Annotated in this window: 22 protein-coding genes and 1 pseudogene; 18 read left to right on the plus strand and 5 right to left on the minus strand. The window is 67.9% G+C overall.

The window, feature by feature from the left end; genetic code table 11:
- A partial coding sequence (locus TSB10P1A_RS02310) for a flagellar biosynthetic protein FliO (protein WP_244292928.1) occupies positions 1 to 719 on the minus strand: 719 nt, incomplete at its 3' end.
- Between the two features lie 405 nt (positions 720 to 1,124).
- Here TSB10P1A_RS02310 and flgB point away from each other — a divergent pair.
- The 7 genes from flgB to cckA all read left to right on the plus strand — a co-directional run bounded on the left by flgB (position 1,125) and on the right by cckA (position 7,155).
- Positions 1,125 to 1,532 carry a flagellar basal body rod protein FlgB gene (gene flgB, locus TSB10P1A_RS02315; protein WP_186386297.1) on the plus strand — a complete coding sequence of 136 codons (408 nt, stop codon included), beginning with the start codon at positions 1,125 to 1,127 and terminating at the stop codon, positions 1,530 to 1,532.
- A 50-nt stretch (positions 1,533 to 1,582) separates the two neighbouring features.
- On the plus strand, positions 1,583 to 1,993 hold the full coding sequence (flgC, locus tag TSB10P1A_RS02320; protein WP_186386298.1) for a flagellar basal body rod protein FlgC: 411 nt from the start codon (positions 1,583 to 1,585) through the stop codon (positions 1,991 to 1,993).
- A 38-nt stretch (positions 1,994 to 2,031) separates the two neighbouring features.
- The gene (fliE, locus tag TSB10P1A_RS02325; protein WP_186386299.1) at positions 2,032 to 2,346 is read left to right on the plus strand and encodes a flagellar hook-basal body complex protein FliE; all 315 of its coding nucleotides are present in this window, start codon (positions 2,032 to 2,034) and stop codon (positions 2,344 to 2,346) included.
- A gap of 58 nt (positions 2,347 to 2,404) precedes the next feature.
- Positions 2,405 to 2,680, plus strand: a complete 276-nt coding sequence (fliQ, locus tag TSB10P1A_RS02330; RefSeq protein WP_186386300.1) for a flagellar biosynthesis protein FliQ — start codon at positions 2,405 to 2,407, stop codon at positions 2,678 to 2,680.
- Between the two features lie 6 nt (positions 2,681 to 2,686).
- The gene (gene fliR, locus TSB10P1A_RS02335) at positions 2,687 to 3,460 is read left to right on the plus strand and encodes a flagellar biosynthetic protein FliR (RefSeq protein ID WP_186386301.1); all 774 of its coding nucleotides are present in this window, start codon (positions 2,687 to 2,689) and stop codon (positions 3,458 to 3,460) included.
- A 4-nt stretch (positions 3,461 to 3,464) separates the two neighbouring features.
- Positions 3,465 to 4,541, plus strand: a complete 1,077-nt coding sequence (gene flhB, locus TSB10P1A_RS02340; RefSeq protein WP_186386302.1) for a flagellar biosynthesis protein FlhB — start codon at positions 3,465 to 3,467, stop codon at positions 4,539 to 4,541.
- A gap of 70 nt (positions 4,542 to 4,611) precedes the next feature.
- A complete protein-coding gene (gene cckA, locus TSB10P1A_RS02345; RefSeq protein ID WP_186386303.1) occupies positions 4,612 to 7,155 on the plus strand; it encodes a cell cycle histidine kinase CckA in 2,544 nt (847 codons plus the stop codon).
- Positions 7,156 to 7,204: 49 nt separating this feature from the next.
- Here the strand turns inward: cckA and TSB10P1A_RS02350 are convergent, their stop codons facing one another.
- From TSB10P1A_RS02350 to TSB10P1A_RS02360, 3 genes are read right to left on the minus strand one after another with little or no spacing between them, the layout of a single operon-like run.
- Entirely contained in the window at positions 7,205 to 7,858 is a 654-nt protein-coding gene (locus TSB10P1A_RS02350; protein WP_186386304.1) for a lysophospholipid acyltransferase family protein, read from the minus strand.
- Between the two features lie 7 nt (positions 7,859 to 7,865).
- Positions 7,866 to 8,810, minus strand: a complete 945-nt coding sequence (locus tag TSB10P1A_RS02355; RefSeq protein ID WP_208986998.1) for a phosphatidate cytidylyltransferase — start codon at positions 8,808 to 8,810, stop codon at positions 7,866 to 7,868.
- Positions 8,807 to 9,424, minus strand: a complete 618-nt coding sequence (locus TSB10P1A_RS02360; protein ID WP_186386305.1) for a CDP-alcohol phosphatidyltransferase family protein — start codon at positions 9,422 to 9,424, stop codon at positions 8,807 to 8,809. The genes TSB10P1A_RS02355 and TSB10P1A_RS02360 overlap by 4 nt, the downstream gene beginning before the upstream one ends.
- A 162-nt stretch (positions 9,425 to 9,586) precedes the next feature.
- Here TSB10P1A_RS02360 and TSB10P1A_RS02365 point away from each other — a divergent pair, with 162 nt between their 5' ends.
- The 9 genes and pseudogenes from TSB10P1A_RS02365 (at position 9,587) to recA (ending at position 20,220) form a co-directional block, all read left to right on the plus strand.
- Positions 9,587 to 10,534, plus strand: coding sequence for a PfkB family carbohydrate kinase (locus TSB10P1A_RS02365; protein ID WP_186386306.1), 948 nt, complete (start codon positions 9,587 to 9,589; stop codon positions 10,532 to 10,534).
- A gap of 142 nt (positions 10,535 to 10,676) precedes the next feature.
- Entirely contained in the window at positions 10,677 to 11,651 is a 975-nt protein-coding gene (locus tag TSB10P1A_RS02370; protein WP_186386307.1) for a pseudouridine-5'-phosphate glycosidase, read from the plus strand.
- 149 nt (positions 11,652 to 11,800) lie between these two features.
- Entirely contained in the window at positions 11,801 to 12,979 is a 1,179-nt protein-coding gene (locus TSB10P1A_RS02375) for a cell surface protein (protein ID WP_186386308.1), read from the plus strand.
- Between the two features lie 87 nt (positions 12,980 to 13,066).
- A complete protein-coding gene (locus TSB10P1A_RS02380; RefSeq protein WP_186386309.1) occupies positions 13,067 to 14,005 on the plus strand; it encodes a DUF6384 family protein in 939 nt (312 codons plus the stop codon).
- 76 nt (positions 14,006 to 14,081) lie between these two features.
- Complete coding sequence (locus TSB10P1A_RS02385) at positions 14,082 to 15,530, plus strand: hypothetical protein (RefSeq protein WP_186386310.1); 1,449 nt, start codon at positions 14,082 to 14,084, stop codon at positions 15,528 to 15,530.
- A gap of 371 nt (positions 15,531 to 15,901) precedes the next feature.
- Positions 15,902 to 16,396, plus strand: a complete 495-nt coding sequence (locus tag TSB10P1A_RS02390) for a hypothetical protein (protein ID WP_208984791.1) — start codon at positions 15,902 to 15,904, stop codon at positions 16,394 to 16,396.
- Positions 16,397 to 16,672: 276 nt separating this feature from the next.
- Positions 16,673 to 17,455 (plus strand): inositol monophosphatase family protein, encoded by a 783-nt coding sequence (locus TSB10P1A_RS02395; RefSeq protein WP_186386311.1) that lies wholly within the window; start codon positions 16,673 to 16,675, stop codon positions 17,453 to 17,455.
- Between the two features lie 154 nt (positions 17,456 to 17,609).
- Positions 17,610 to 17,714: pseudogene (locus TSB10P1A_RS23960) on the plus strand (zincin-like metallopeptidase domain-containing protein); the annotation flags it as partial.
- A gap of 1,426 nt (positions 17,715 to 19,140) precedes the next feature.
- A complete protein-coding gene (gene recA / locus TSB10P1A_RS02405) occupies positions 19,141 to 20,220 on the plus strand; it encodes a recombinase RecA (protein WP_186386312.1) in 1,080 nt (359 codons plus the stop codon).
- A 683-nt stretch (positions 20,221 to 20,903) separates the two neighbouring features.
- Here recA and TSB10P1A_RS02410 read toward each other — a convergent pair.
- Positions 20,904 to 21,185 carry a hypothetical protein gene (locus tag TSB10P1A_RS02410; RefSeq protein WP_186386313.1) on the minus strand — a complete coding sequence of 94 codons (282 nt, stop codon included), beginning with the start codon at positions 21,183 to 21,185 and terminating at the stop codon, positions 20,904 to 20,906.
- Between the two features lie 248 nt (positions 21,186 to 21,433).
- Here TSB10P1A_RS02410 and alaS point away from each other — a divergent pair, with 248 nt between their 5' ends.
- Positions 21,434 to 24,112 carry an alanine--tRNA ligase gene (alaS, locus tag TSB10P1A_RS02415; RefSeq protein ID WP_186386314.1) on the plus strand — a complete coding sequence of 893 codons (2,679 nt, stop codon included), beginning with the start codon at positions 21,434 to 21,436 and terminating at the stop codon, positions 24,110 to 24,112.
- Between the two features lie 55 nt (positions 24,113 to 24,167).
- Positions 24,168 to 25,502: a cyclic nucleotide-gated ion channel gene (locus tag TSB10P1A_RS02420; RefSeq protein ID WP_186386315.1), complete on the plus strand. Its 1,335-nt coding sequence runs from the start codon at positions 24,168 to 24,170 to the stop codon at positions 25,500 to 25,502.
- Positions 25,503 to 25,529 lie beyond the last annotated feature (27 nt).

Consider the following 25,529-nt stretch of genomic DNA (forward strand, 5'->3'; position numbering starts at 1 on the left):
TGACCCGATCCCTGACCTTGCGGCTGGTGAGCCGGGCTTTGGGCGGCGGGCGCCTCGCCGCGCGCGGATGTGGCGGAGCGGGCAAGACCGGCGACAGCGGCACCGGCGGCCGCAACGGAGGCTCCGGCGCGTTTCAGCGGCGAGGCGTCGCCGCCTTCCGCGGGGCGGCGCGGTGCGGGCGCAGCCGGTGGCAGCGGGCGACGGGGCGCGGGCTGGGGAGCCGCGGCCGCCTGGGGCATGGACGTTTGGGGCATGGACGCTTGGGGCGTGGACGTCTGGGCAGGCATGGCCGGGGCAAATGTTGCGGCCGGCTGCGGCGCCGGTGCGGCCGGCTGCGGCTCGATCTCGGCCGGGACATAGGGGGCGGGCATCTCGGCGCCCATCGCCGGCTGGCGCGGATAGGCCTGGGAGATCGGCACGCCGCGTACGATGTTCTGCTCGACGACCACGTCGCTGGGGCCGCCGACCAGCAGCAGGTGCTCGACATTGTCGCGGCGGATCAGCACGAGGCGCCGGCGCGCATCGAGCGACGCGGCGTCCATCACCGCGATGCGCGGCTGGCGCGAGCGGCTGCCGAGGCTGCGGCTGCCGGCGATGCGGCGCAGCACCCAGACAAATACCGATATCAGCGCCAGGACGATCGCCACCGCGAGAAAGAAACCGATGCCGCGGGCCCAGCCCGGTTCCATCTGGAACGTGTCAACCAGCCAACTTGTCATGCCCTTCGGCCTCTTCCTGTTCGAGGGTGCGCCCGCCGGCCATGCGTGTCACAGCCTGGCGGCCCGGTCTACCCGTCCGTCCAGCGACGGCAATCCCCGCGCCTTAACCCCGATCCGTGGCATCGCGCAACCGGTCATGCCGGACGAACGCGCGCGAATCCTGCCTCACTGCACCCTGTTTAGCCGTTTTGCGCGATTCTCTCAAAGAGGCAAGGTTAACGCATCTCGGCAAAAAATGCCGATATCCGCCGCCAATTTGCAAGCCGCGACCGTGCCTTGCGCGGCGGGCTGGGCAAAATCGGCGGGTTCACCTTGCAGAAACGTTAATCGTTAACTCCTCGTTAACCATCCACCCGGCAGGATCTGCCTAGTCGTTAACCTTCGTCGCAACGGGAAGCGCACCCCATGTCGATCTCGGACCTGCCGCTGTTTCAGGCGCTCAAGTCGAAGATGCAGTGGCACCAGAGCCGGCAGGGCGTGCTGGCGGAAAACGTCGCCAATGCGGACACGCCCGGCTTTCGCGGCAAGGATCTTGCAGCCTTCAGTTTCGAGAAGGTGCTGGCCTCGCGCACCGTCGGCCTGGCGACGACGCGCACCAGCACCGCTCATATCGTCGGCTCGATGATGCGCGAGAGCGGCGGGGTCGCGCGGGACGATCCGAGCGGCTTCGAGATCACCCCCGACGGCAACACGGTGGTGCTCGAGGAGCAGATGATGAAGGTGACGGCGAACCAGATGGACTACCAGACGGTTGCCTCGCTCTACCAGAAGGGGCTCGGCCTCATCCGCACCGCCCTGTCGCGCAGCGGCTGACGCGCCCTGAAACCCCACCGATCAGGCCCTGAGGGCCGGGGAGTTTGCCCGTGGATTTCGTCAAGTCGATCTTCATCGCCGCCTCCGGGCTCAAGGCCCAGAACGGCCGCATGCGGATCATCGCCGAGAATATCGCCAATGCGGATTCGACCGGCCGCACGCCGCAGGAGGATCCCTATCGGCGCAAGATTCCGACCTTCAGCACGGAACTCGACCGCAAGCTCAGGGCCGATGTCGTGGCGCTTGGGCCGGTCGAGTTGGACAACACCGACTTCAAGACCCGCTACGAGCCCGGGCATCCTGCGGCCGACGAGAGCGGATATGTGCGCACGCCCAATGTCGACACCTTGATCGAGATGGTCGACATGCGCGAGGCGCAGCGCTCCTACGAGGCCAACCTCAACCTGATCACTGCGACGCGGCGCATGCTGCAGAAGACCATCGAGATCCTGCGCGCCTGATCGGGCCGCGCCCGCATCCCTTTTCGGAGAAGAGTGCCATGTCCACGCCGTCGATCGCCGCAACCGCCTATCGCATGACGTCCGCGCTCGCTGGAGCGAATCAGGATACAAAGCTGAAGACTTCGTCTATGCCCACGCCTGACTTCGCCAATATGGTCAAGTCGGCGGTGGAGCAGGTAGTCGATCAGGGCCGCGCGGCGGACAAGCAGGCACTGGCGCTGACCGAGGGCAAGGCGAATGTCATCGATGTCGTCACCGCGGTCGCCGAGACCGAGGTGGCGCTGGAAACGCTCGTTTCGGTGCGCGACCGGGTGATCTCCGCCTATCAGGAGATCATGCGCATGCCGATCTGAGCATGAGCCCCTCCGCCGGTCGGTGCCGGCGGGGTGCGGGCGAAGCGGAAGGACGATCATGACCGGGCCGGAGGTCCTCGACATCGCCCGCCAGGGCATCTGGACCTTGATCCTCATCTCCGCGCCGCCGATGGTCATCGGCCTGCTGGTGGGCGTTGTCATCGCGCTGTTCCAGGCGCTGACCCAGATCCAGGAAATGACGCTGGTCTTCGTGCCGAAGATCCTGGCGATCTTCATGACCCTTTTGATCGCGCTGCCCTTCATGGGGCAGGTGCTGGAGGCCTATACCGCCCGCCTTGCCGACCTCATCATCTCCGGTTCCGGCAGCGGGTAGCCGGTCATGACCGTCGACGTCTCGCTGCTTCCCCAGGTGGCCTTGCTGTTCATGCTGCTCTTCGCCCGGCTCGGCACCATGCTGATGCTGATGCCGGCGCTGGGGGAGGGATCGATCCCGCCCAATGTCCGCCTGGCGGTGGCCCTGCTGCTGACCCTGGTCTTCTATCCGATCGCCGCCCCGCTCTACGCGGTCGATGTGACCGCGCCGCTGGGGCGGGTTGGGGTGCTGTTGGCGGCCGAGTTCGCCGTCGGGTTTTTCATCGGCCTCGGGGCGCGGTTCATCACCTATACGCTGTCCATCGCCGGCATGATCATCGCCAACCAGTCGGGCCTCGCCTTCGCCATGGCGACCGATCCGACCATGGACGGCCAGCAGGGGGCGGTGATCGGCTCGTTCCTCAGCCTGCTCGGGATCACGCTGATCTTCGCCTTCGACCTGCATTATCTCGTGATCGCTGCCATGCATGACAGTTTCCGGCTGTTTCCGCCGGGCAGCGGCATGCCCGTCGGCGACATGGCGGAGCTTGCCACCGTTCTGGTGGCGGAGGTGTTTTCCATCGCGCTGCGCCTTGCCGCGCCGTTCATGGTGGTCGGCCTGGTGTTCTATTTCGGCCTCGGCCTGCTCAACAAGCTGATGCCGCAGATGCAGATCTTCTTCATCGCGATGCCGCTCAACATCACCATTGGCGGGCTGATGCTCTTCGCCCTGCTGACGACGATGATGATGTGGTATCTGTCGCATTTCGAGACGGCCGTCGGCCGGTTCATCGCGGGGTAGGGCGATGGCCGAACAGAACGACGACGCCGAGAAAACAGAAGACCCCACGCAAAAGAAGCTGGAGGACGCGCTCAAGAAGGGCGACGTCGCCAAGAGCCAGGAGGTCTCCACCTGGTTCGCCATGCTCGGCACCGGCCTGGTGGTGGCGCTGCTGGCGCCGGGGGCGGCCGACAGTCTGCAGGCGGCGCTGCGCGGCTACCTTGCCCATTCGCACCAGATCCCGGTCGACGGCGGTGGCCTCTCGCTGCTGTGGCGCGACACCGGCCTGAGGATCGGCGCGATCCTGGCGCTGCCGCTGCTGCTGCTGCTCGCGCTGGCGGTGGCCGGCAATGTCATCCAGCACCAGTTGGTCTGGTCGGCGGAGCGGATGAAGCCGAAACTGTCGAAGATCTCGCCGGCAGCCGGCTTCAAGCGGCTGTTTTCCTCGGAAAGCCTCGTCAACTTCGCCAAGGGGCTGGTGAAGATCGTCGTGGTCAGCGGCCTGATGGTCGCCGTGCTCTGGCCGCAGCGCAACAAGATCGACACGCTGATCTTTCGCGAGACGACGATGCTGCTGGAGGAGGTGCATCTCCTCATCTTGCAGCTCATCGCGGCGATCCTGGCAGTGATGACCGTGGTCGCCGGCCTCGACTACCTCTGGCAGCGCAAGAAGTGGTTCGACAAGCAGAAGATGACCCAGCGCGAGGTCAAGGAGGAATACAAGCAGACCGAGGGCGATCCGCTGGTCAAGGGCAAGATCCGCCAGTTGCGCATGGAGCGCTCGCGCCGGCGCATGATGGCGGCGGTGCCGGAAGCGACGGTGGTGGTCACCAACCCGACCCACTACGCGGTGGCGCTGAAATACGAGCAGGGCATGCAAGCGCCGATCTGCGTTGCCAAGGGCATCGACGCGGTGGCGCTGCGGATCCGTGAGGTTGCCCGCGACAACGAGGTGCCGGTGGTGGAGAACCCGCCGCTCGCCCGCGCGCTCTACGCGCTGATCGAGATCGATCAGGAAGTGCCGGAAGAGCAGTATCGCGCGGTGGCAGAAGTGATCGGTTTCGTTTATCGAATGCGGGAACGCCGCGCCTGGCGCAGCTAGGGACTGATTCCGGACCGCGACCGGCGGATGCCGACGAGAGGCTGGCGCGCTGTCGCCACGGGGTATGTGAATGAGCAGAAGTGAGAGGGGTCCGACGTCTCCCGCGTTCGAGCGGCAGGAGCGGTCAGGCAGCGTCCTGCTGCTGATCCTGTTTGCCGTCGGCCTTGTCGGCGCCGCGACCGGCCTGTCGCTGATGGATCGCCAGGAGGCCGAGCCCTGGGTCCTCGGCCTTCTCGGCATGCTCGCCGTCGTCGGCGTCTTCTCGCTCTTTGCCGGCGCCATCGGCCTGCTGAGCTTCTCCTCGCGCGCGCCGGCAAGCCCGGTCCCGGCCGCCTTTCTCGACACGATGGAGGACGGCGTGCTCGTGACCGAGCGCGACGGCCGCATCGTCTATGCCAACGACGCCTATGCCCGGCTGATCGGTGCGCAGGGTCTTGCCGAGATGCGCGGCGTCGAGCGGGTGTTTTCCAGCGACCCGGCCGCCACCGACGCGATCTTCCACCTGACGCGGGCCGCGGAGGCCGAACGCGCGGCCGAGGAGGAGATCCGCCTGCCGCATCCGCTCGGGTCGAACGACGGCGAGCCCTGCTGGTACCGCGTGCGCGTGCGGCCGCTGTCGCTCGCTTCCGGGCGCGGCGCGGCGCGGGCCTGCACGGTGTGGCAGCTCTCCGACATCAGCGGCGACCGCACCGAGCAGGAAACCTCGTTTCAGGAATTGCAGCGGGCGATCAACTTTCTCGACCATGCGCCGGCCGGCTTCTTCTCGTGCGATGCCGCCGGCCGGGTGGTCTATCTCAACGCGACGCTGGCCGACTGGCTCGGCTACGATCTCGTCAGCTTCGAGGCCGGCTCGCTCGGGGTCAGCGAGTTCATGCGCGGCGATGGCGCGGAACTGCTGCTCTCCGTCCAGGGCAGGGCGGGCGAGGTCAAGACCGAGACCTTCGATCTCGACCTGACCACGCGCGGCGGCCGTTCGGTGCCGGTGCGCATCCTGCACCGGGTGCCGTTCGGCGCCGGCGGGTTGCCCGGCGAGAGCCGGTCGCTGGTGCTCAACCGCTCGCGCGGCGAGGATGCGGCCGAGGCGCTGCGCTCCTCCGAGGTGCGCTTCGCCCGCTTCTTCAACAACACGCCGATCGCCATTGCCTCGATCGATCACGACGGCGGCATCAGCAAGACCAACGCGCCTTTCGTGCGGCTGTTCGGCACGCCGGACAGCAGCCAGGGCGCGCCGAAGCTCGTCGACCATGTCACCGCGCCCTCGCGTCCGGCGCTGATGGAGGCGCTGGCCGCTGCCGCGGAAGGGCGCAGCGAGATCCCGCCGGTCGATGTGCGTCTCGACGAGCGCGAGGACGGCCGCTCCGCCACCGTCTATGTCTCGGCGGTGCGCGACGGCGAGGGCGATGCGGATGCCGCCATCGTCTATGTGCTGGAGACGACCGCGCAGCGCGTGCTGGAGGCGCAATTCGCGCAAGGCCAGAAGATGCAGGCGATCGGCCAGTTGGCCGGCGGCGTGGCGCATGACTTCAACAATGTGCTGACCGCGATCATCGGCTTTTCCGACCTGCTGCTGGCCAGCCACCGGCCGAGCGATCCGTCCTTCCAGGACATCATGAACATCAAGCAGAACGCCAACCGGGCGGCAGGCCTGGTGCGGCAGTTGCTTGCCTTCTCGCGGCGCCAGACGCTGCGGCCGAAGGAGTTGGCGCTCAACGACGTCTTGGCGGACCTGTCGATCCTGCTCGACCGCCTGCTTGGCGAGAAGGTGGAGCTCAGCGTCGTGCATGGGCGCGACCTGTGGCCGGTGATGGCCGATCTCAACCAGTTGGAGCAGGTGATCGTCAACCTGGCGGTCAATGCCCGCGACGCCATGCCGGAGGGCGGCCGCCTGACCATCCGCACGCTCAACGTGCCGGAGGACCAGTCGCGGTCCTATGATGGCACGCGCGGCATGCCGGTCGCCGAATATGTGCTGATCGAGGTCACCGACACGGGCACCGGCATGACGCCCGAGGTGATGGAGAAGATCTTCGAGCCGTTCTTCTCCACCAAGGAGGTGGGCAAGGGCACCGGTCTCGGCCTCTCCACCGTCTACGGCATCGTCAAGCAGACCGGCGGTTTCATCTTCTGCACCAGCGAGATCGGCAGCGGCACGACGTTCCGCATCTTCCTGCCGCGCCATGTGCGCAACGAGGCCGAGCAGGTGGAGGTGAAGCCGGTCGAGGCGCCGCAGCTCACCGACCTGACCGGCTCGGCCACCATCCTGCTGGTCGAGGACGAGGAGGCGGTGCGCGCCTTCGCCGCCCGGGCGTTGACCTCGCGCGGCTATACGGTGCACGAGGCCTCGAGCGGCGCCGAGGCGCTGGAGATCATGGAAGAGACCGACGGCGAGGTGGATCTCGTCGTCTCGGACGTGGTCATGCCGGAGATGGACGGGCCGACGCTGCTGCGCGAGCTGCGCAAGACGCGGCCGGACCTCAAGATCATCTTCGTCTCCGGCTATGCGGAAGACGCCTTCGAGAAGAACCTGCCGGAGAACGAGAAGTTCTCGTTCCTGCCCAAGCCCTTCACGCTGAAGCAACTGGCAACGGTGGTGAAGGACGTGCTGGCGAGCTGAGGGCGCTCGCCGGGCGCACGCCAGCCGGGCGCGCCCCAGTCGGGCGCGCCTATTCCCAGGGGGCGAAGGCCTTCTCCGCCGCAAGGGCGGCGAAGCGGTTGGCGAGCATCTCCATGAAGGCGGCGCGCTCGCCCGGCCAGCGGATCGGCTCGCCGACGAAAATGTCGCAGAAGAACGGCACCAGCAGGAACGATCCCTTCGGCAGCGCCTTGCCGAGCCCGTGGGTGAAGACCGGCACGACGGGGGCGTCCGGGTTCTTTTCGGCGAGATGGGCGATGCCCTTCTTCAGCGCGGTCATTTTTTCCGGTTCGCCGCGGCTGCCCTCGGGAAACAGGATCAGGATCTCGCCCTTGGCCAGTGCGGCGTGGCATTCGGCCAGCGGGTCGGCGCCCGGCGCCCCGTCCTTCCGCTCGCCGGGTTTGCGGACGATCGGGATGATGCGCAGGATGTTGAGCGAGAACCACGCCATCGCCCTGTTGGCGAGGAAGTAGTCGGCGGCGGCGACCGGGCGCAGCAGATGCAGCTTCGACAGCGGCATCAGGCACATCAGCACCAGCGTATCGAGATGGCTGTTGTGATTGGCGACGATCACTGCAGGCCCGCGCTCCGGCAGCCACTCGCGGCGCCGCACGTTCAGCCCCAGCACGAACAGCACGACGGTGCGCACGGCCAGGAAGAACAGGGTCTGCAGCACGCGCGTCATTGTGCCCTCACGTGTGGAAGTAGCGCACGAAGTGGAAGAACAGCGGCGCGGTGAAGGTCAGGCTGTCGATCCGGTCCATGATGCCGCCATGGCCGGGAATCAGCGAGCCGGTGTCCTTGACGCCAAGGTCGCGCTTCACCGCCGAGACGGTGATGTCGCCGATGAAGCCGGCGGCGGCGATCATCAGTCCCGCGGCTGCGGCCTGCTGCCAGCCGAAGGGCGTCACCAGCGGCGCGACCAGCACCGCAACCACCGTCGTCGTCAGCAGCCCGCCGAGGAAGCCTTCCCAGGTCTTCTTGGGGCTGACCACGGGCACGATGGGGCGGCGGCCGAACAGCCGGCCCCAGGTGTATTGGGCGACGTCGTTGAACTGGGTCAGGAACACCAGATAGAGCAGCAGGCCGGCGCCGGCCTGCGGGTCGGTGTTGCCGGTCACCGGCAGCACCAGCAGGAAGGCGGCATGGCTCAGCGAGAAGACGCAGAGCATCAGGCCCCAATTGAGCGTGCCGACCGCCTTCAGGAAGCCCTCCGTCTGTTGCGACAGCAGCATGGCGAAGGGCAGGAACAGGAACATGTAGACCGGGATGAAGACGGCGAACATGCCGTACCAGCCGTCCGCCACCCAGTAATACTGGACGGGGATCGACAGATAGGCCCAGAACAGCACCCGCCTGTCGGCCCGGCGCGTCGGGATCATCGACAGGTATTCCTTGAAGGCGAGGAAGCTGACCAGCGCGAACAGCACGATGGAGAGCGTGTGGCTCAGCAGGAAGGCGGCGGTGAACAGGGCGATCATGCCCCACCAGCTCGCCGTGCGGCTGACCAGCTCGGAATGGTCGCGCTCCGGCTGCAGGCGCTTCAACGCGAAGACGAGGATGCTGGCCACGATCAGGATGCCCCAGATGCCGGCGATGGCAAGCTGCAGCGGCGTCAAGCCGGAAAGCTGGGTCACGGGCGGCCCTCCCGGACCTCGGCAAGCGCCTTGCGGGCGCGGTTGAAGATGGTGAGGGCGGCCGGCAGCAGCGCGATCGCCAGCACCCAGGTGGCAAAGGCCGGGCCGACGATGCCAAGGCCCAGCAACAGGCCGAGCGTCCCGAACAGCACCGCCCGGTCGCTCTTGCCGAGCGGCCCGTCATAGCGCCGCGAGGCGCCGATCTGCACGCCGACGACGCCCATCATCTCGCTGATCACGGCCAGCAGGCACAGGCCGACCACCGCCACCGGCGAGACGCCGGGCACCAGCGCGAAGGGCAGGTAGAGCGCCAGGTCGGAGGCGACATCGCCGAGCTCGTTGAGCACGGCGCCGAGCGCCGATTGCTGGTGATGCTCGCGGGCCAGCATGCCGTCCATGGCGTTCAGCGCCATGCGGACGAACAGCACCAGCGGCAACAGCGCCAGCGGCAGTCCGGCCGCGGGCCATAGCGCGATGGCGAGGCCGGCGATCGCCGACAGGGCAAGCGCCGCCAGCGTCACCTGGTTGGCGGTGATGCCGGCGCTCGCCAGCCGGTGCACGAGCGGCCGCAACAGGTCCTGGAATCGGGACTTCAGGTCATAGACGGTGGCCATGGTCTCGCCGCTTGCGCTGAGGATCAGAGTTCGGTTCAGCCTGAACGTGAGACAAGCGCTTTTTCTCCCGTCGCGCAACGGGATAACCGGCGAAGCCACTCCCCTCGGCTTTCGCGAGCCGGTATAAGCGGCTGCAAGGATCCAGGTCGGAGACCCGCCCGCATGCCGATTGCCGCCTTTGGCGCCATCCATCTCGATACGATCGCCCATGCGGACCGCCGGATCCTGCGCGAAACCTCCACGCCGGCAGCACTTGCCATACGGCCCGGCGGCGTCGCCACCAATGTGGCGCGCGCGCTGGCTCGGCTCGGCTGCCGCGTGTCGCTGGCCGGCCGGCTGGGGCGCGAGGCGGAGGCCGACGGGCTGCTGGCGCACCTGGCGGGGGAAGGCGTGGACACCGGCGCCATCCGCCGCGCCGACCTGCCGAGCGGGCGCTATCTCGCCCTGCACGATCCCGACGGCACGCTGGCGGCGGCGGTCGTCGATGCCCGCATCACCGAGACGCTGGAGCCCGGCGCATTGCTGCCGCCGACCAAGGCGCAGGAGGTGGCCGGCTGCTGGTTTCTCGACGCCAACCTGCCGCAGCCGCTGCTGGTGGAGCTGGCCGAGGCGGCGGCAGGGCGGAGGCTGGCGGCCGACGCGGTGTCGCGGGCCAAGGCCGCGCGGCTTGCCCCGATCCTGCCGCGGGTCGATCTGCTGTTCTGCAACCGGGCGGAGGCCGCGGCCCTGCTCGGGCGCGACAGCGAACACGACGAGGGGCAGCAGGAGCCGGGCGATAGCGGGGCGGAGGTGGCAACCGCGCTGGTTACGGCCGGCGCAGGCGCCGTGGTGATGACCCGGGGCGCCGCGCCCGTGCTGCTGGCAACGCGCGGCGGCATCGACGAGATCTCGCTGACGACCCGCGAGGGCGCAGCCGCCCCGGCGCCGAGGATCGTCGACGTGACCGGCGCGGGCGATGCGCTGATCGCCGGCACTTTGGCCGGTCTCGAACATGGCCTCGCGCTCGCAGACGCGGTCGCGGCCGGCATGCGGGCCGCTGCCCTGACACTGGAAAGTCCCGGCGCGGTGGCCGGGACGCTGAACTGGCCGGCCATCGCGCCGAACGGCTAGGCGGCCGGCGGCGGGCGCCACCCTGTCATGCGCCACCCTGTCATGCATGGGGCGAGGGGCCGACGCCTCGACAGCGCCGCCGCGCCGGTCCTATAAGACGGTCCGCATCCGGCTGGACGCGGCAGAACGGAGTGACGTCGACATGCTGGGCAAGGACATCAACGGGCTGGGCCCGGTTCTGCGGTTGGAGGAGGAGGTCGCCGACGCGCTCGCCGAGGGGCGGGCGGTGGTGGCGCTGGAATCGACCATCATCACCCATGGCATGCCGTGGCCGAGGAATGTCGAGACCGCCCGCCAGGTCGAGGCCGATATCCGCGCCGGCGGCGCTGTGCCGGCGACGATCGCCGCTCTCGACGGCGTGCTGCATATCGGCCTGTCCGACGGGGCGCTGGAGCGGCTGGCCAGGGCCGAGGGCGTGATGAAGTGCTCGCGCGCCGACCTTGCCATCGCGCTTGTCACCGGCCGGCCCGGCTCGGCCACGGTCGCGGCGACAATGATGGCGGCCCATGCGGCCGGCATCGCGGTCTTCGCCACCGGCGGCATCGGCGGCGTGCATCGCGGCGCCGAGACCAGCTTCGACATCTCCGCCGATCTCGACGAACTCGCCCGCACCCCGGTCTGCGTGGTGGCGGCCGGCGCCAAGGCGCTGCTCGATCTGCCCAAGACGCTGGAAGTGCTGGAAACGCGCGGTGTGCCGGTGATCGCCCATGGGCAGGACGCCTTCCCGGCCTTCTGGTCGCGCGACAGCGGCCTTGCCGCGCCCTACCGCATGGATACGGCGGAGGAGATCGCGGATCTGCTGGCGCTGCGTGCCCGCATGGCGGGCCATGGCGGCGTGCTGGTCGCCAATCCGGTGCCGGAGGCCGACGAGATCCCGCCGGCCGAGATCGCATCCGTGATCGACCAGGCGGTGGCCGAGGCCACCGCACGCGGGGTCGGCGGCAAGGCGGTGACGCCCTTCGTGCTGGCGATGATCTATGAGCTGACCAGGGGCCGCAGCCTCGTCACCAACATCGCGCTGGTCCGCAACAATGCAAGGCTCGCGGCGCGGATCGCCGTTGCGCTCGCCGCGCGGGAGCAAGCAAGCCGCACCGGGCGTCTCGCCTCTGACGTGTAACTGCCGCATTTTATGTGCTTAACTCGCTGCGACCGGCAGACGGGGGGCGCCGAACGACCCATCCGCCGCCGATCGCCGCAGTCCAACGCGAGGCTGCCTCATCGCCCGGCGGGCGGCGACGGGGGCAAGACAGGAAGACAGAGGCCAAGATGGCGGAAACAGCTCAGACCGGACTTTCCCCGATGCAGTATCTCGACAAGGCCGTGGCGGCCCTGCGCGACATGGGCCTGATGCCCGACGGCACCGTCGAGGCGCCGATCAACGCGCTGCTGGAAAAGATCTCGGACCTGTCGCCGGACAGGATCGCGGTGATCACCCGCACGCTCGGCCAGGCGCAGACCTTCAACGAGGTGGTGCGCAACGAGATCCAGGCGATGTCGATCGGCGAGCGCTACGAGGCGATCACCGAGGCCTTCAACTCGATCCGCGACGACGCCAAGAGCATGGTCGACCAGCTTGCCGACGGCAAGATCTCCTTCATGGAGAACCTGTCCAACAAGTGGCGCGACATGACCCGCGGCACGATTTCCGACCGTTTCGGCAAGATCCGCCAGACCTATCTCGACGTCGCCCGCGACACCAAGGATCAGATCGAGCGCGAGCGGCGCATTCTGGAGGCCTATCGCGACTTCCGCGGCGCGCTGAAGCAGGCCGAGATCCTGGCGCTCGAAGTCCTGAACACCGCCACCGCCCGGCTCGAGGACACCAAGGCGGCGCTGGAGGCCGCCAACCGCGAGGTCGAGGCGCATGACGGCGCCGACGCCGCGGCCAAGGCGCGGCTGGAGTTCGCCCGCGACGAGAAGATGCGGGCGATGCAGGACGAAGAGAAGCGCTACCAGATCGCCAAGGATCTCTCCGACAACCTGACCATCGGCTACAACACGTCGGAAGTGATCATGGCGCGGCTGATGCAGACGACCAATGCCAAGGAGCGGGTCTATTCGCAGGCGATCAGCTTCTTCTCGACCAACGATTCCGTGCTCACCGCGCTCAATGCCTCCTTCACCGGCCTGCACGGCCTGCACGAATCGACCGAGGCGCTCAACGCCATGAAGGAAGGCGTGTCGAAGTCGCTGGAAACCCTGGCGGAAATCGGCGACGCGGTGCAGGAGGCGGCGCTCAAGGCCGGCTACGGCCCCACCGTGCAGGCCGCTGCCGTCAAGAAGCTGGTCGACTCGGTCATCAACTTCCAGGTCCATTCGCGCGAGATCATCAACGAGATGCGCGTCATGTCGACGAAGAACTCCGAAGAGATCCGCGACGCGGTGGAGGACGGCAAGCGCCGGCTTGCAAAGCTCGCCGCGCAGGGCAACATGCTCGGCGCCTGAGCCACCCGCAAGGGTACGGTATGATCACGACCGGTCGCGGGCTTCCGGGGCCGGTCCCGCCGCAACGGGCCGCAGGGGAACGCGTGCATGGCCTCCGACACCGCCTCGACCAGGGCGCCGCTCGACGAGTTGATGATGGCGATGGACGTGGTCGACACGCTGCGCCACGACGAACGCATCGCGCTGAAGGAACTGGGCTCGGACGAACGCGATGCCGCGATGATCCAGCGGCTGCGGGAGATCTATACGAGCCAGGGCATCGAGGTCTCCGACCGGATCCTGCGGGAGGGGGTCGAGAACCTCAAGCAGAACCGCTTCGTCTACAGCCCGCCGGCCGTCGGCTTCCAGCGGTTGCTGGCGCTGGTCTATGTGACGCGGCTGCGCTGGGCCAAGGCTATCCTGATCCTGCTGCTGCTGGCGGTAGCGGCGGTTCTTGCCTGGCGCTTCCTCGTCGTCGCCCCGCGCGAACAGGCTGCCGAGGCGCTGCGCATCGAACTGACGCAGACCCTGCCGACGCGGATCGCCGAGACGGTGCGCCGCATCGGCGAGGTCGCCGAGGAAACGGCCGCGCGCGAGCAGGCGGCGACGCTTGCCACCGCCGGCCAGGCGGCGCTTGCGGCCAACGACGCGGGCGCGGCGCGCAAGGCGCTCGCAGACCTTGCCGCGCTGGAGGCGCGCCTGTTGCAGGTCTACGACATCCGCATCGTGTCGCGTCCGGGCACGCCGACCGGCGTCACCCGCATCCCCGAGGCCAACACCTCGGCGCGCAACTACTACCTTGTTGTCGAGGCGGTGGCTCCGGACGGCACCGTGCTGCCGCAGAACGTCACCTCGGAGGAGGACGGGGCTCGCAAGACCGTCACCATCTGGGGCCAGCGGGTGCCGCAATCCACCTTCGACGCGGTGCGCCGCGACAAGGAGGAGGACGGGATCGTCAGCAACCCGGTGCTTGGCGTCAAGGCGCGCGGCCGCCTGCAGCCGGAGTGGCGGGCGCAGGTCGAGACGGGAGCGATCACGCAATGGTAGCCGAGGCTGAGGGTGCCGAGGCGACGGCCGGCGGGACACCGGCCGGCATGCGGGATACGGCAGGGGACAGGTTTTCATGGTGAGCGGACGTCAGACCCTCGGCTCCATCGAGCGGGCGCTCGGCGAAGTCCGGCAGGAGGAGGACCTTCTGCGGCGGCGCATCGACGACGCCATGCGCGAGATCAACGATCTGCGCACGGTCGAGTTGGAGGCCTTCCGCGAACTTGCCCGCTTCCGCCTGCGCGAAGGCGGCGACAAGGCGTTCGGCCTGCGCATCGACAAGGACGAGGCGGAAGCCCGGCGGCAGTTGGAGCAGCGCGAATTGGCCTTGTCGGCGCTGCGTGCCCAGCACGACACGCTGGTCCGCGACATTGCCGCCCTCACCGAGCAGCGCCGCCGCCTGACGCGTGAGCGCGATGCGGCAAGCGACCGGCTCGACGGCATCCTTGCCGCGGTGGACGAGAAACTCGCCGCCGATCCGGACTACACCGCGCAGCGCGCCGCGGCGGAGGCTGCCACCCGCACCGCCGAGGCGGCGCGGGCCAAGGCGCGCCAGGCGCAGGAGGACCGCGCCACAAAGAGCAAGGCCTATGAGGCCGACGCGTTGTTCCTCTATCTGTGGAAGCGCGGGTTCGGCACCTCGTCCTACCGTTCGGGCGGCATCATCCGCATGCTCGACCGCTGGGTGGCACGGCTGATCCGCTACGACGACGCGCGTCCCAACTACGCCATGCTGGTGGAGATCCCCGAGCGGCTCGCCGCCTATGCGAGCGACCGCGAGGCGGAGGCGCAGGCGGAGCAGGCGAAGCTCGGCAGCCTGTCGCGCCGGGCGGCGGCCGAGGTCGCCGGCGAGGATCTGGCCGCCACCATCGAGCGGGCGGAGGCCGAGATCGAGGACACCACCGCGGCGCTGGAGAAGCTGGAAGCGGAGCTGGAAGAGCTGGCAAAGCGCGAGCAGCCCTATCTTTCCGGCGAGGATTCCGAATTCCGCACCGCCGAGGAGGCCTTGCTGCGCTCGCTTCGGTCCGAGGAACTGTCGACCCTGTGGCAGGAGGCGCTGGCCACGCCCTCGCCCGAGGACGAGCGGATCGTCCGCCGCCTGCAGGATCTCGATGCCCGCATCGCCCTGCTCAACAGCACGACGGAGGACGACCAGCGCAACCTGCGCGATCTCGGCCGCCGGCGCGACGAACTCGCCAAGGTGACGCGGCAGTTCCGCCAGAAGCGCTACGACACTTGGGATTCCACCTTCGACGACGACAGCCTGACCGGCGTGCTGCTCGGCGAACTGGCCAAGGGCGCGCTGTCGGGGGCGGATTACTGGGCGCGGGCCGAGAAGTCGCGCAAGCGGCGCAAGCGCCATGGCGGCGGCGTCGGCTTTCCCGGCGGCATCGGCCTGCCGGGCTCCATGGGCGGCTCGGGAGGGAAATCGGGAGGCGGCTCAAGCGGGGGCTTCGGTGGCGGCGGCTTCGGCAGCGGCGGCTCTTTCGGCGGCGGTGGCTTCAAGACCGGAGACACGTTCTGACCGGCGACACGTTCTGACTGGCGACACGTTCTGACTGGCGGAAGGTTCGCCGGACCTGACGGGCGCCTGTCCCGGTCGTCGCGCTCCTCCCGGCGGATTGTTGTCTGACGAGACGCCGTTTCCGGCACACTTGTAGCCTGCGACCTGGGGCCGGAGCCGGAAGTTGCATTTTTGCCTGCATCGGCGCCGCAGTTGCGGTCAGGCCCATTCGCCGGGGTGCCGGCCCCCGCAGTCTTTGTTAACCTTGCTGGCGCAAGCTTGCGCTTGCGCGAAAGTTCCGCCGGTCCCCCTCCCGGGGCCGCCCGGATGTCCCGCCCGCCGTCCAGCCTGTCTGGGGGCGGGCCGTTCCAGCCTGCTTGGGGAATGCCGTAATGCTGTTCCGCCTGACCCTTGTCCTTCTTGCCGCCACGGCCCTTGCCTCCTGCCAGAGCCAGCGCCGTGTCCCGGTGACCCCGGTGGAGCCGCAACAGGCGGTGCTGACGGTGCCGGCGGGGGCCCAGTCGATCAGCGTCCGGGCCAATCCGGAGACGATCCGCCAGACCATCGTCGCCAATGCGACGGAGCGCGGCACGCCGATCGCCCAGAACCAGCCCAACATGGTGGTGCTGGAGCGTACGGTGACGGAGCCGAATCCGGCGCTCGACAGCGAATTCGGCCCGTCGGACAACGGCCCGCGCAGGTTCCGCATCCGCGTGCGCTTCCAGGGCACGGACTGCGACACGCTGGTGGTGCAGGACGTCGCGGTGATCAACAATGCCGGCACTGCGCTGGAGCAGGTCTTTACTCTCACCCAGCCGCAATACAACCCGCGCGACAGTCTTGTCGGCCTGAAGTCCAAGGCGGAAGCCGGCGGCCGCTGTATCTGACGCTGTATCTGACGCCGTTTCATCTGACCGGGGCGCCGGGGACCCGCCCGGCGACCTGTCGCCAGCGGCGGCTACGCAGGCCTGTCTGCGGCACTGCCTGCGGAGCAGGGCGCCCACCGGCGGCCCGCACCAGGCTCTCGGGCCGACGCGCAGGAGCAACGCCGAAGAGCCGCATGCGGGAGAACTCCCTGTTGTTGGAGCCCCAATGTTCACGCCTACCCGTCATTCAGCCGTTACCGGGCGAAGGCTAAAGGAGCCATTTTCCGAGAGGTAGCGATGCACGAACTCGATCACATCCTTGCGGCCGCCCTAAGCCTCGCCGAGTCTGCGGCGGGTCTCTCCGCTCAGGCGTGGCACAGCGACCTGGCGGTGACCTACAAATCCGATGGCTCATCGCTGACAGAAGCCGACCTGTCCATCGAGACGATGTGGCGGGAGCGGATACGGCAGCAGTTTCCGTCTCACGGCATTCTTGGCGAAGAATACGGTTTTGAAACCGGGAGAAGCGCTTTCACATGGGTTCTCGATCCGATTGATGGCACACGCCAGTTTGGAACCGGACTCTTGAACTTCGCGTCGCTGATCAGCGTATGCCGTGACGAAGCTCCGGTTCTGGGGATCATAGACATGCCTGTGCCAGGCGCGCGCTATGTCGCCGCAGAGGGGAAAGGCACGGTCTTCAGCGGTCGGCTCGTTCGAAGCAGCGGGAGGCGCGAACTTGATGAGGCTGTCATCAGTCTGGCGAATCCCGACAGTTTCAGAGGCGACAGCGCCTCGGGGTACCGACAGTTGTTGTCGACCGGAAGGGTGAGGGTGTTCGATGGCGGGGCACCCGCCTACGGCGCACTTTCACGTGGCCTGATAGATATCTGCCTTAATGGAGATGATCTGGATGCGTACGACATCTGCGCTTTGTGCCCGGTTGTGCAGGAAGCAGGCGGCGTGATCTCTGACTGGAAGGGGCGGCCCCTGTCGCTGACATCAAGTGGCGCCATTGTCGCATGCGCATCGCCAGAGCTTCACTCAGTGGTTTTGGACCAGCTACTGCTACCGGTGTGAACGGCAAATTCCACAGGCTTCGTCGCTTTCCATGAACTGGATTTTGCCGAACCGCCACATGGCCGAACCCCGGCAAGCCAGCCACCGAACTCGGCCGTGCGGCATAATCCAGCTTACGGCATAATGCGTCTTATGCCGATATCGGCATAACGGTCACTTGACCCGGCATCCATCGCGCCTCGACCGGGATCTTGGTCGCAAGAAGTGGGGCGATGAAGGCTACGCAATGGAGGAGTTGATCGCCGAACTCGGCGCCGCCGATGCGCAGCGCGCGGCGGATTCTCTCGGGGGCATGCAAAAAGCGCCAGCGGCGACACGCCGCCTCTCTCCCGCGTCTTCCCGGACGGCGCGCCAGCGCCGAGCCGGGATCGGGGAGCCCTGGTGCCAACGGTCTCACACCTGAGTGTTGCCACACACGCCCTCGGCTCCCCGGTCCCGGATCTCGCGTTGCTCGTCCGGGAAGGCGCCAAGGAGAGGCCGGCCATAAGCAAGGGCGGAAACGATGCGCGGGCCGATGCCTCACACACAGGCTGTCGTTCCGGCTCCGGCGAAGCCGGAGACCGGGAACCCGTAACCACAGGTCGTGCGGACCGAGCCGTTGGGCTGGCCGCAGAAGACCGGAGGCCTCCGCTGCTGCAAGACCGTCCGCCCCGGGACCGACGAGCCGAGGGCGTTCGCGGCAGCGGTGCGCCGGCCGCAGGCCAAGCTCCTCTCTTCCCCTCAAGGGGGAGGTGTCGGCGCCGCCGGCAGAGGGGGGAAAGCGCCAGCGGCGACATGCCGCCTCTCTCCCGCGTCCTCCCGGACGGCGCGCCAGCGCTGAGCCGGGATCGGGGAGCCCTGGTGCCAACGGTCTCACACCTGAGTGTTGCCACACACGCCCTCGGCTCCCCGGTCCCGGATCTCGCGTTGCTCGTCCGGGAAGGCGCCAAGGAGAGGCCGGCCGTAAGCAAGGGCGGAAACGATGCGCGGGCCGATGCCTCACACACAGGCTGTCGTGGTTGTGTGCGTCAAGTTCTGCGAATTGGGGCGGCCGTGAAGCTGATCATGCGGCCTACGGAGTTCGAGCTTCTTGTTCTCTCTGAGGTCGTCCATGTTGAGGTATCGGTTGGCCTCCATCCAGTTTTCGTTGGTTTCGGCGGCGCGCGCACAAGGCGCAGATATGACGGCCGAGAAAGCGGCCGACGTGCCCGGCCGCTGCTGCGCCACTTCGGGCAAGGCAAAGTGCGTCTGGGGGCAAGCCGCCGCCTATCCGGGCTCGGTTCAGCCTCTTCCGCTGTTCTCACCAACCGTTCCTGTCCGTGCTGCGTGGTCTCTGTGCTGCGTTGTCTCCGTCTCGCGCCGCGTCCTGGGTGCTCACTCGATACCTGCTCCCGTCTCCGATCTGCTGCCCGCCCGCAGTCCGCCCGTATCCCTGCGCGCCCTTGCGCGAAGATCCGGTCGGACACGGGCCGCTGCCGTCAGCGCCGGCTGCGACAAGCGACCCGGCGCTGACGGCAGACCAAACCGATTCTCCCGCCGCGGTGGCGCGCGGGGGCACCCGACATCCTATCGGAACACAAAAGGAACACTGTCCTATAAATCAAGTTCTATCAATAACTTGATCTCTCTTGTGCAGTGAGAACAAAACTGGTACAAAAGCGCAGTTTGAATCGCCGGGCGCGGCGTGAAATAAGGATGGTAGCCTCATGGCACAGAATTCACTCCGCTTGGTCGAAGGCATTCAGATGGACAAGAACAAGGCGCTCGACGCCGCCCTTTCGCAGATCGAACGCGCCTTCGGCAAGGGCTCCATCATGAAGATGGGGCAGGGCCAGGTGGTCGAGGTGCAGACCGTGTCGACCGGCTCGCTCGGCCTCGACATCGCGCTCGGCATCGGCGGCCTGCCGCGCGGCCGCATCGTCGAGATCTACGGGCCGGAATCGTCGGGCAAGACGACGCTGGCCCTGCACACCGTTGCCGAGGCCCAGAAGAAGGGCGGCATCTGCGCCTTCATCGATGCGGAGCATGCGCTGGATCCGATCTATGCGCGCAAGCTCGGCGTCAACATCGACGACCTGCTGATTTCCCAGCCGGACGCCGGCGAGCAGGCGCTGGAGATCGCCGACACGCTGGTGCGCTCGGGCGCCATCGACGTGCTGGTGGTCGACTCGGTCGCGGCCTTGACACCGAAGGCCGAACTCGACGGCGAGATGGGCGACAGCCTGCCGGGCATGCAGGCGCGGCTGATGAGCCAGGCGCTGCGCAAGCTGACCGCCTCGATCTCGCGCTCCAAGTGCATGGTCATCTTCATCAACCAGATCCGCATGAAGATCGGCGTGATGTTCGGCTCGCCCGAGACGACGACCGGCGGCAATGCGCTGAAATTCTACGCCTCCGTGCGCCTCGACATTCGCCGGATCGGATCGATCAAGGACCGCGACGAGGTGGTCGGCAACCAGACCCGCGTCAAGGTGGTGAAGAACAAGCTCGCCCCGCCGTTCCGCCAGGTCGAGTTCGACATCATCTATGGCGAGGGCGTCTCGAAGATGGGCGAACTCATCGATCTCGGCGTCAAGGGCGGCATCGTCGAGAAGTCCGGCGCCTGGTTCTCCTATAACAGCCAGCGGCTCGGCCAGGGCCGCGAAAACGCCAAGCAGTTCCTGCGCGACAACCCGGCGCTGGCCGACGAGATCGAATTGGCGATCCGGCAGAATGCCGGGCTGATCGCCGAGCGGATCACGGATCCTTTCTCCGAAACCGACGAGGACGGCGCCGCCGACGATTGATGTGATGCCGCCCGGCTCTTGTGCCGGGCGGCTCGCCTGACATGTGCCGGACAGGCATCCTGGAGCCCTTTCGGCCAATTCGAAGTCAATTCTGCTTCTCGATTGGAGCGGCGATCCGGCGTCGAAACGGTCGCCGCGCGATGCCTTCGCATCGGGCAAGATCCGATCGGCGTCGGGCGCCCACCAATGTCGGGCGCCCACCAATCGGAAGTCCTGCGGGACGGGCGATTTTGCGCCAATTCCGGCGCAAAGCCCCTTGTCCGTCTCCAGATACGGCCTGCGTGCCTTTGCTTGACCTTGTCACAAAATCGCTCCGTCAGAATGGCTCCGAATTGGCCGAAAGGGCTCTAGCCGCGTCAAGTGGGCACGGGAACCGGAGCGCAACATCGGCGCGGAGAAAAACGCCCTCCAGCCGTGTCTCGTCGCGGTCGCTGTCCTTGGCCGGCGAAGGGCGGCATGACGAGGGGGTGGATGACGGGGGGTGCATGACGGGGGGATTGAACTCCGGCCATCTTGAGCGTCAGCGCCGTGGCATCACCGCCGTGAAGGCGCCTCGCCCGGGCCGCCAGTCTCAGGTGATTGCCCTTGAGTGGCAGCCGCCGGCCTCCGTCCCCTTTGACTTCGCCCTTGGTCCTTCCGGGCGCCTTGTCCTCGCGTCGTGGGCATGCGGGGCGTGTCCTTCGTCAGCCGGACGCCTGCGCCTCCTCGATGTCCTTGACGACCTGCTCGATCAGGGGGCGCGACTGATCCGTCACGGCTGGCCAGGTGCGCACGCAGGTGACGAGTTCGCGCTTCTCCGCGGCCGTGATCTCGTGCGCGGTCAGGGTTGCGATGTAGACATGCGGCGGAGGATTCTTGCGGAAGCTCGAGATATAGGTCCGTGTCCCGGACCAAAAGCGGTTCTTGCATTCCCATCCCATGGCACATCTCCCGTTTCCGGTGCGGGTCTTCTGCGTGACAGCCATGCCGCGACTGTTCCACGTCGGGTGCACGGTTTCCATGCAGGAGAGTACGCAGGTCGGCGCCTGTACCGTACCGGGTGGGGCGGAGGCCTGATCAGGGAAGGCAAGCCGGGGCGGTGCGGGCGATACTGGACTTGTCGCCGGGGCAAAGCTAAAAGCGGCTCGAGATCTTGGACATGGCAGGACTTGGCGGGAACGCTGCGCGAGACGTCGCGGCAGGGTCGTCAGTCCAGGGAGCATTGGACGGCTTTATGAGCGGCGTAAACGAAATCCGGACTGCCTTTCTCGACTATTTCGGGCGCAACGGTCACGAGATCGTCGCATCGGGTCCGCTCGTGCCGCGCAACGATCCGACGCTGATGTTCACCAATGCCGGCATGGTGCCGTTCAAGAACGTCTTCACCGGCCTTGAGAAGCGCGACTATCAGCGCGCGACGACCGCGCAGAAATGCGTGCGCGCCGGCGGCAAGCACAACGACCTCGACAATGTCGGCTACACCGCGCGCCATCATACGTTCTTCGAAATGCTCGGGAACTTCTCCTTCGGCGACTATTTCAAGGACCGGGCGATCGAACTCGCCTGGACCCTGATCACCAAGGAATTCGCCCTGCCGAAGGAGCGGCTGCTGGTCACCGTCTATGCCGAGGACGACGAGGCCTTCTCGCTGTGGAAGAAGATTGCCGGCCTGTCCGAGGACAAGATCATCCGCATCCCGACCTCGGACAATTTCTGGGCGATGGGCGATACCGGTCCCTGCGGTCCGTGCTCGGAGATCTTCTATGATCACGGCGATCACATCTGGGGCGGCCCTCCGGGGTCGCCGGACGAGGACGGCGACCGCTTCATCGAGATCTGGAATCTCGTCTTCATGCAGTACGAGCAACTGCCGGGCGAGCGCATCACCCTGCCGCGGCCGTCGATCGACACCGGCATGGGGCTGGAGCGCATCGCCGCCGTGCTGCAGGGCGTGCATGACAATTACGACATCGACCTGTTCCGGGCGCTGATCTCCGCCTCGGAAAACGCGGTCGGCGCCGAGGCGGAAGGGGCGCAGCGCGCCAGCCACCGGGTGATCGCCGATCACCTGCGCGCCGCGAGCTTCCTGATCGCCGACGGCGTGCTGCCGTCCAACGAAGGGCGGGGCTATGTGCTGCGCCGGATCATGCGCCGCGCCATGCGCCACGCCCATCTGCTGGGCGCCGAGGAGCCGCTGATGTGGCGCCTGGTGCCGACCCTGGTGCGCGAGATGGGCCGGGCCTATCCGGAGCTCGCCCGCGCCGAGGCGCTGATCACCGAGACCTTGAAGCTGGAGGAGCGCCGCTTCCGCAAGACGCTGGCGCGCGGCCTCACGCTGCTGGACGAGGCGAGCGCCGGTCTCGGCGAGGGCGCCGAGTTCGACGGCGAGACCGCGTTCAAGCTCTACGATACCTATGGCTTCCCGCTCGACCTGACGCAGGATGCCCTGCGTGCGCGCGGCGTCAGCGTCGATCTTGCCGCCTTCAACACCGCGATGGAGCGCCAGCGCGCCGAAGCGCGCGCCGCCTGGGCCGGCTCCGGCGAGGCGGCCACCGACACCGTGTGGTTCACGCTGAAGGAGCGCTGCGGCGCCACCGACTTCCTCGGCTACGATGCCGAGACCGCCGAGGGCGTCGTCGCCGCGATGGTGCGCGAGGGCGGCGAGGCGATGGAGCTGAAGCAGGGCGAGACCGGCTTCGTCGTGCTCAACCAGACGCCGTTCTACGGCGAGTCCGGCGGCCAGGTCGGCGACACGGGCCGCATGCGCGGCGAGGGCGGCGTCGAGCTCGAGGTCACCGACACCCAGAAGAAGGCCGACGGCCTCTTCGTCCACGAGGTGCGGGTTCTGTCGGGCAAGGTGACCGTCGGCCTGCCGCTGGAACTGCTGGTCGACGGGACGCGGCGCGGCTCGATCCGCGCCAATCACTCGGCCACCCACCTGGTGCACGAGGCGCTGCGCGAGGTGCTCGGCACCCATGTCGCGCAGAAGGGCTCGCTGGTCAGCCCGGAGCGGCTGCGCTTCGACTTCTCCCATCCCAAGCCGATGTCGGCGGAGGAACTGGCCGAGGTCGAGGAGATCGCCAACCAGATCGTGCTGCAGAACGCCGCGGTCGAGACCCGGCTGATGGGCGTCGACGAGGCGATCGAGGAGGGCGCGATGGCGCTCTTCGGCGAGAAATACGGCGACGAGGTGCGCGTCGTCTCGATGGGCCGGGCGCTGCGCGGCGACAAGGCGGGCAAGACCTATTCGCTGGAACTGTGCGGCGGCACCCATGTGTCGCGCACCGGCGATATCGGCCTCGTCACACTGGTGAACGAGGGCGCGGTTGCCGCCGGCGTGCGCCGCATCGAGGCGCTGACCGGGGCGGCCGCCCGCCGGCATCTCGCCGGGCAGGACGCGCGGGTGCGCGAGATCGCCTCGGTGCTGAAGTCAGGCCAGGCGGAGGTGACCGAGCGCGTCGCGGCGCTGGTGGAGGACAAGCGCCGGCTGGAGCGCGAGCTTGCCGACACGCGCAAGAAGCTCGCCATGGGCGGCGGCGCCGGCGAGGGCGACAAGGGCCTGCGCGAGATCGGCGGCGTCAAGCTGATGGCGCGCATCGTCGAGGGGCTGAACCCGAAGGATCTCAAGGGCCTTGCCGATGACGCCAAGGGCCAGATCGGCTCAGGCATCGTCGTGCTGGTCAATGCCTCGGACGACAACAAGGCGGCGATCGTCGTCGGCGTCACGGATGATCTGACCAGCCGGTTCAATGCGGTCGAGCTGGTGAAGCTCGGCTCGGAGGTGCTGGGCGGGCGCGGCGGCGGCGGCCGACCGGACATGGCCCAGGCCGGCGGTACCGACGCCTCGCAGGCGGAGGCGGCGGTTGCCGCGATCGCGGCGGCGCTGGAAACGGCCGCGCCGGCCGAGGCCTGATCCCATGGCGACCGGTCGCGACCCTCTTTGCGAAGGGGCTGGCGACCCGGTGGGCATGGCAGAAGTCGGGCCACGCGCAACCGACGACAAGTCCGCGTCGGCGGGCCTGCTCGCGCGGGGCCGCCGGCGTGTCTATCGCTGGCTGGAGCTCGGCTCGGCCGGCGACCGTCAGGGGCGCTGGTTCGACCGGCTGCTGATCCTGCTGGTGGTTGCGGCGGTGGCCCTCGTGGCGCTGGAGACGGTGCCCTCGCTCGCCGCAGAGTGGGGCGACCGGTTCTCGCTTGCCGAGCGGATCATCGGCGCTGTTTTTCTCGCCGAGTATCTCGCGCGGCTGTGGGTGGCCGATCTGCACCCGCCTTTTCGGCACTATTCGCCGGCGGGCGCGCGGCTGCGCTATGCCCTGCAGCCTGCGGCCATCATCGATCTGCTGGCGGTGCTGCCTTTCGTTCTCGGGCTGCTGTTCGTGCCGGCGGACTTCAAGGTGATGGTGCTGCTGCGGTTTGCCCGCTTTTTCAAGCTGGCGCGCTATTCGCCGGCCTTGCGCTCGCTGACCAATGCGCTGCTGTCGGAGCGGCATGCGATCGGCGCCAGTCTGCTGATCATTTTCGGCGTGGTGATGCTGGCGGCGACCGCCATGTACATGGTCGAGCGGGAGGTGCAACCGCAAGCCTTCGGCACGATCCCCGATGCGGTCTGGTGGGCGATGACCACGGTGACGACGGTGGGCTATGGCGATGTGGTGCCGGTGACGCCGACGGGAAAGGTGCTTGGCGGGCTGGTGATGCTGCTCGGCTACGGGCTGCTGGCGCTGCCGGTCGGCATCGTCGCCACCGCCTTCGCGCGCGAGATCCACTCGCGCGACTTCGCGGTCACCTGGGGCATGGTGGCACGGGTGCCGCTGTTCCAGGACCTGCGGGCGGCCGACATTGCCGAGATCGCGCGGCTGCTGCGCGGCCAGTCGGTTTCGGCCGGCCAGGTGATCAGCCGGCGCGGCGAACCGGCAAGCAGCATGTATTTCATCGCCTCCGGCCTCGTCGAGGTGACGCTGGGCCAGACCCGCGCGCATCTTGGCGAGGGCGGTTTCTTCGGCGAGATGGCGGTGCTGGGGGATCGCCAGCGCGTGGCGACCGTCACGGCGGAAAGCGACGCGCGGCTGCTGGTGCTCGAGGCCCAGGACCTGCACGCGCTTATGGCGCGCAAGTCCGATCTTGCGCGGCGGATCCTGGACGAGGTGCGGCAGCGGCGCGGCGCTCCCAGCGGGGACATTCTGGCGGAGGAGGTCGCCGAGGCCGAGGACATGGAGCGCGCGGATGCGGCCGGCGCGGACGAGACGCTGCCGGACCTGTTTTCCGACCTGCCGGAGGCGGCGGGGCCAGACACCCGAACCTGAGCTCCCTCACATTTCGCGGCAGGCGCC

The organism is Stappia sp. TSB10P1A (genome assembly GCF_900185725.1).
Classification (GTDB): Bacteria; Pseudomonadota; Alphaproteobacteria; order Rhizobiales; family Stappiaceae; genus Stappia.

Excerpts from the sequence above, each read along its gene's own strand:
- flgB (WP_186386297.1), top strand. The coding sequence starts at position 1,125 with ATGTCGATCTCGGACCTGCCGCTGTTTCAGGCGCTCAAGTCGAAGATG.
- fliE (WP_186386299.1), top strand. The coding sequence starts at position 2,032 with ATGTCCACGCCGTCGATCGCCGCAACCGCCTATCGCATGACGTCCGCG.
- fliQ (WP_186386300.1), top strand. The coding sequence starts at position 2,405 with ATGACCGGGCCGGAGGTCCTCGACATCGCCCGCCAGGGCATCTGGACC.
- fliR (WP_186386301.1), top strand. The coding sequence starts at position 2,687 with ATGACCGTCGACGTCTCGCTGCTTCCCCAGGTGGCCTTGCTGTTCATG.
- flhB (WP_186386302.1), top strand. The coding sequence starts at position 3,465 with ATGGCCGAACAGAACGACGACGCCGAGAAAACAGAAGACCCCACGCAA.
- cckA (WP_186386303.1), top strand. The coding sequence starts at position 4,612 with ATGAGCAGAAGTGAGAGGGGTCCGACGTCTCCCGCGTTCGAGCGGCAG.
- TSB10P1A_RS02350 (WP_186386304.1), bottom strand. The coding sequence starts at position 7,858 with ATGACGCGCGTGCTGCAGACCCTGTTCTTCCTGGCCGTGCGCACCGTC.
- TSB10P1A_RS02360 (WP_186386305.1), bottom strand. The coding sequence starts at position 9,424 with ATGGCCACCGTCTATGACCTGAAGTCCCGATTCCAGGACCTGTTGCGG.
- TSB10P1A_RS02365 (WP_186386306.1), top strand. The coding sequence starts at position 9,587 with ATGCCGATTGCCGCCTTTGGCGCCATCCATCTCGATACGATCGCCCAT.
- TSB10P1A_RS02370 (WP_186386307.1), top strand. The coding sequence starts at position 10,677 with ATGCTGGGCAAGGACATCAACGGGCTGGGCCCGGTTCTGCGGTTGGAG.
- TSB10P1A_RS02375 (WP_186386308.1), top strand. The coding sequence starts at position 11,801 with ATGGCGGAAACAGCTCAGACCGGACTTTCCCCGATGCAGTATCTCGAC.
- TSB10P1A_RS02380 (WP_186386309.1), top strand. The coding sequence starts at position 13,067 with ATGGCCTCCGACACCGCCTCGACCAGGGCGCCGCTCGACGAGTTGATG.
- TSB10P1A_RS02385 (WP_186386310.1), top strand. The coding sequence starts at position 14,082 with ATGGTGAGCGGACGTCAGACCCTCGGCTCCATCGAGCGGGCGCTCGGC.
- TSB10P1A_RS02390 (WP_208984791.1), top strand. The coding sequence starts at position 15,902 with ATGCTGTTCCGCCTGACCCTTGTCCTTCTTGCCGCCACGGCCCTTGCC.
- TSB10P1A_RS02395 (WP_186386311.1), top strand. The coding sequence starts at position 16,673 with ATGCACGAACTCGATCACATCCTTGCGGCCGCCCTAAGCCTCGCCGAG.
- recA (WP_186386312.1), top strand. The coding sequence starts at position 19,141 with ATGGCACAGAATTCACTCCGCTTGGTCGAAGGCATTCAGATGGACAAG.
- TSB10P1A_RS02410 (WP_186386313.1), bottom strand. The coding sequence starts at position 21,185 with ATGGCTGTCACGCAGAAGACCCGCACCGGAAACGGGAGATGTGCCATG.
- alaS (WP_186386314.1), top strand. The coding sequence starts at position 21,434 with ATGAGCGGCGTAAACGAAATCCGGACTGCCTTTCTCGACTATTTCGGG.
- TSB10P1A_RS02420 (WP_186386315.1), top strand. The coding sequence starts at position 24,168 with ATGGCAGAAGTCGGGCCACGCGCAACCGACGACAAGTCCGCGTCGGCG.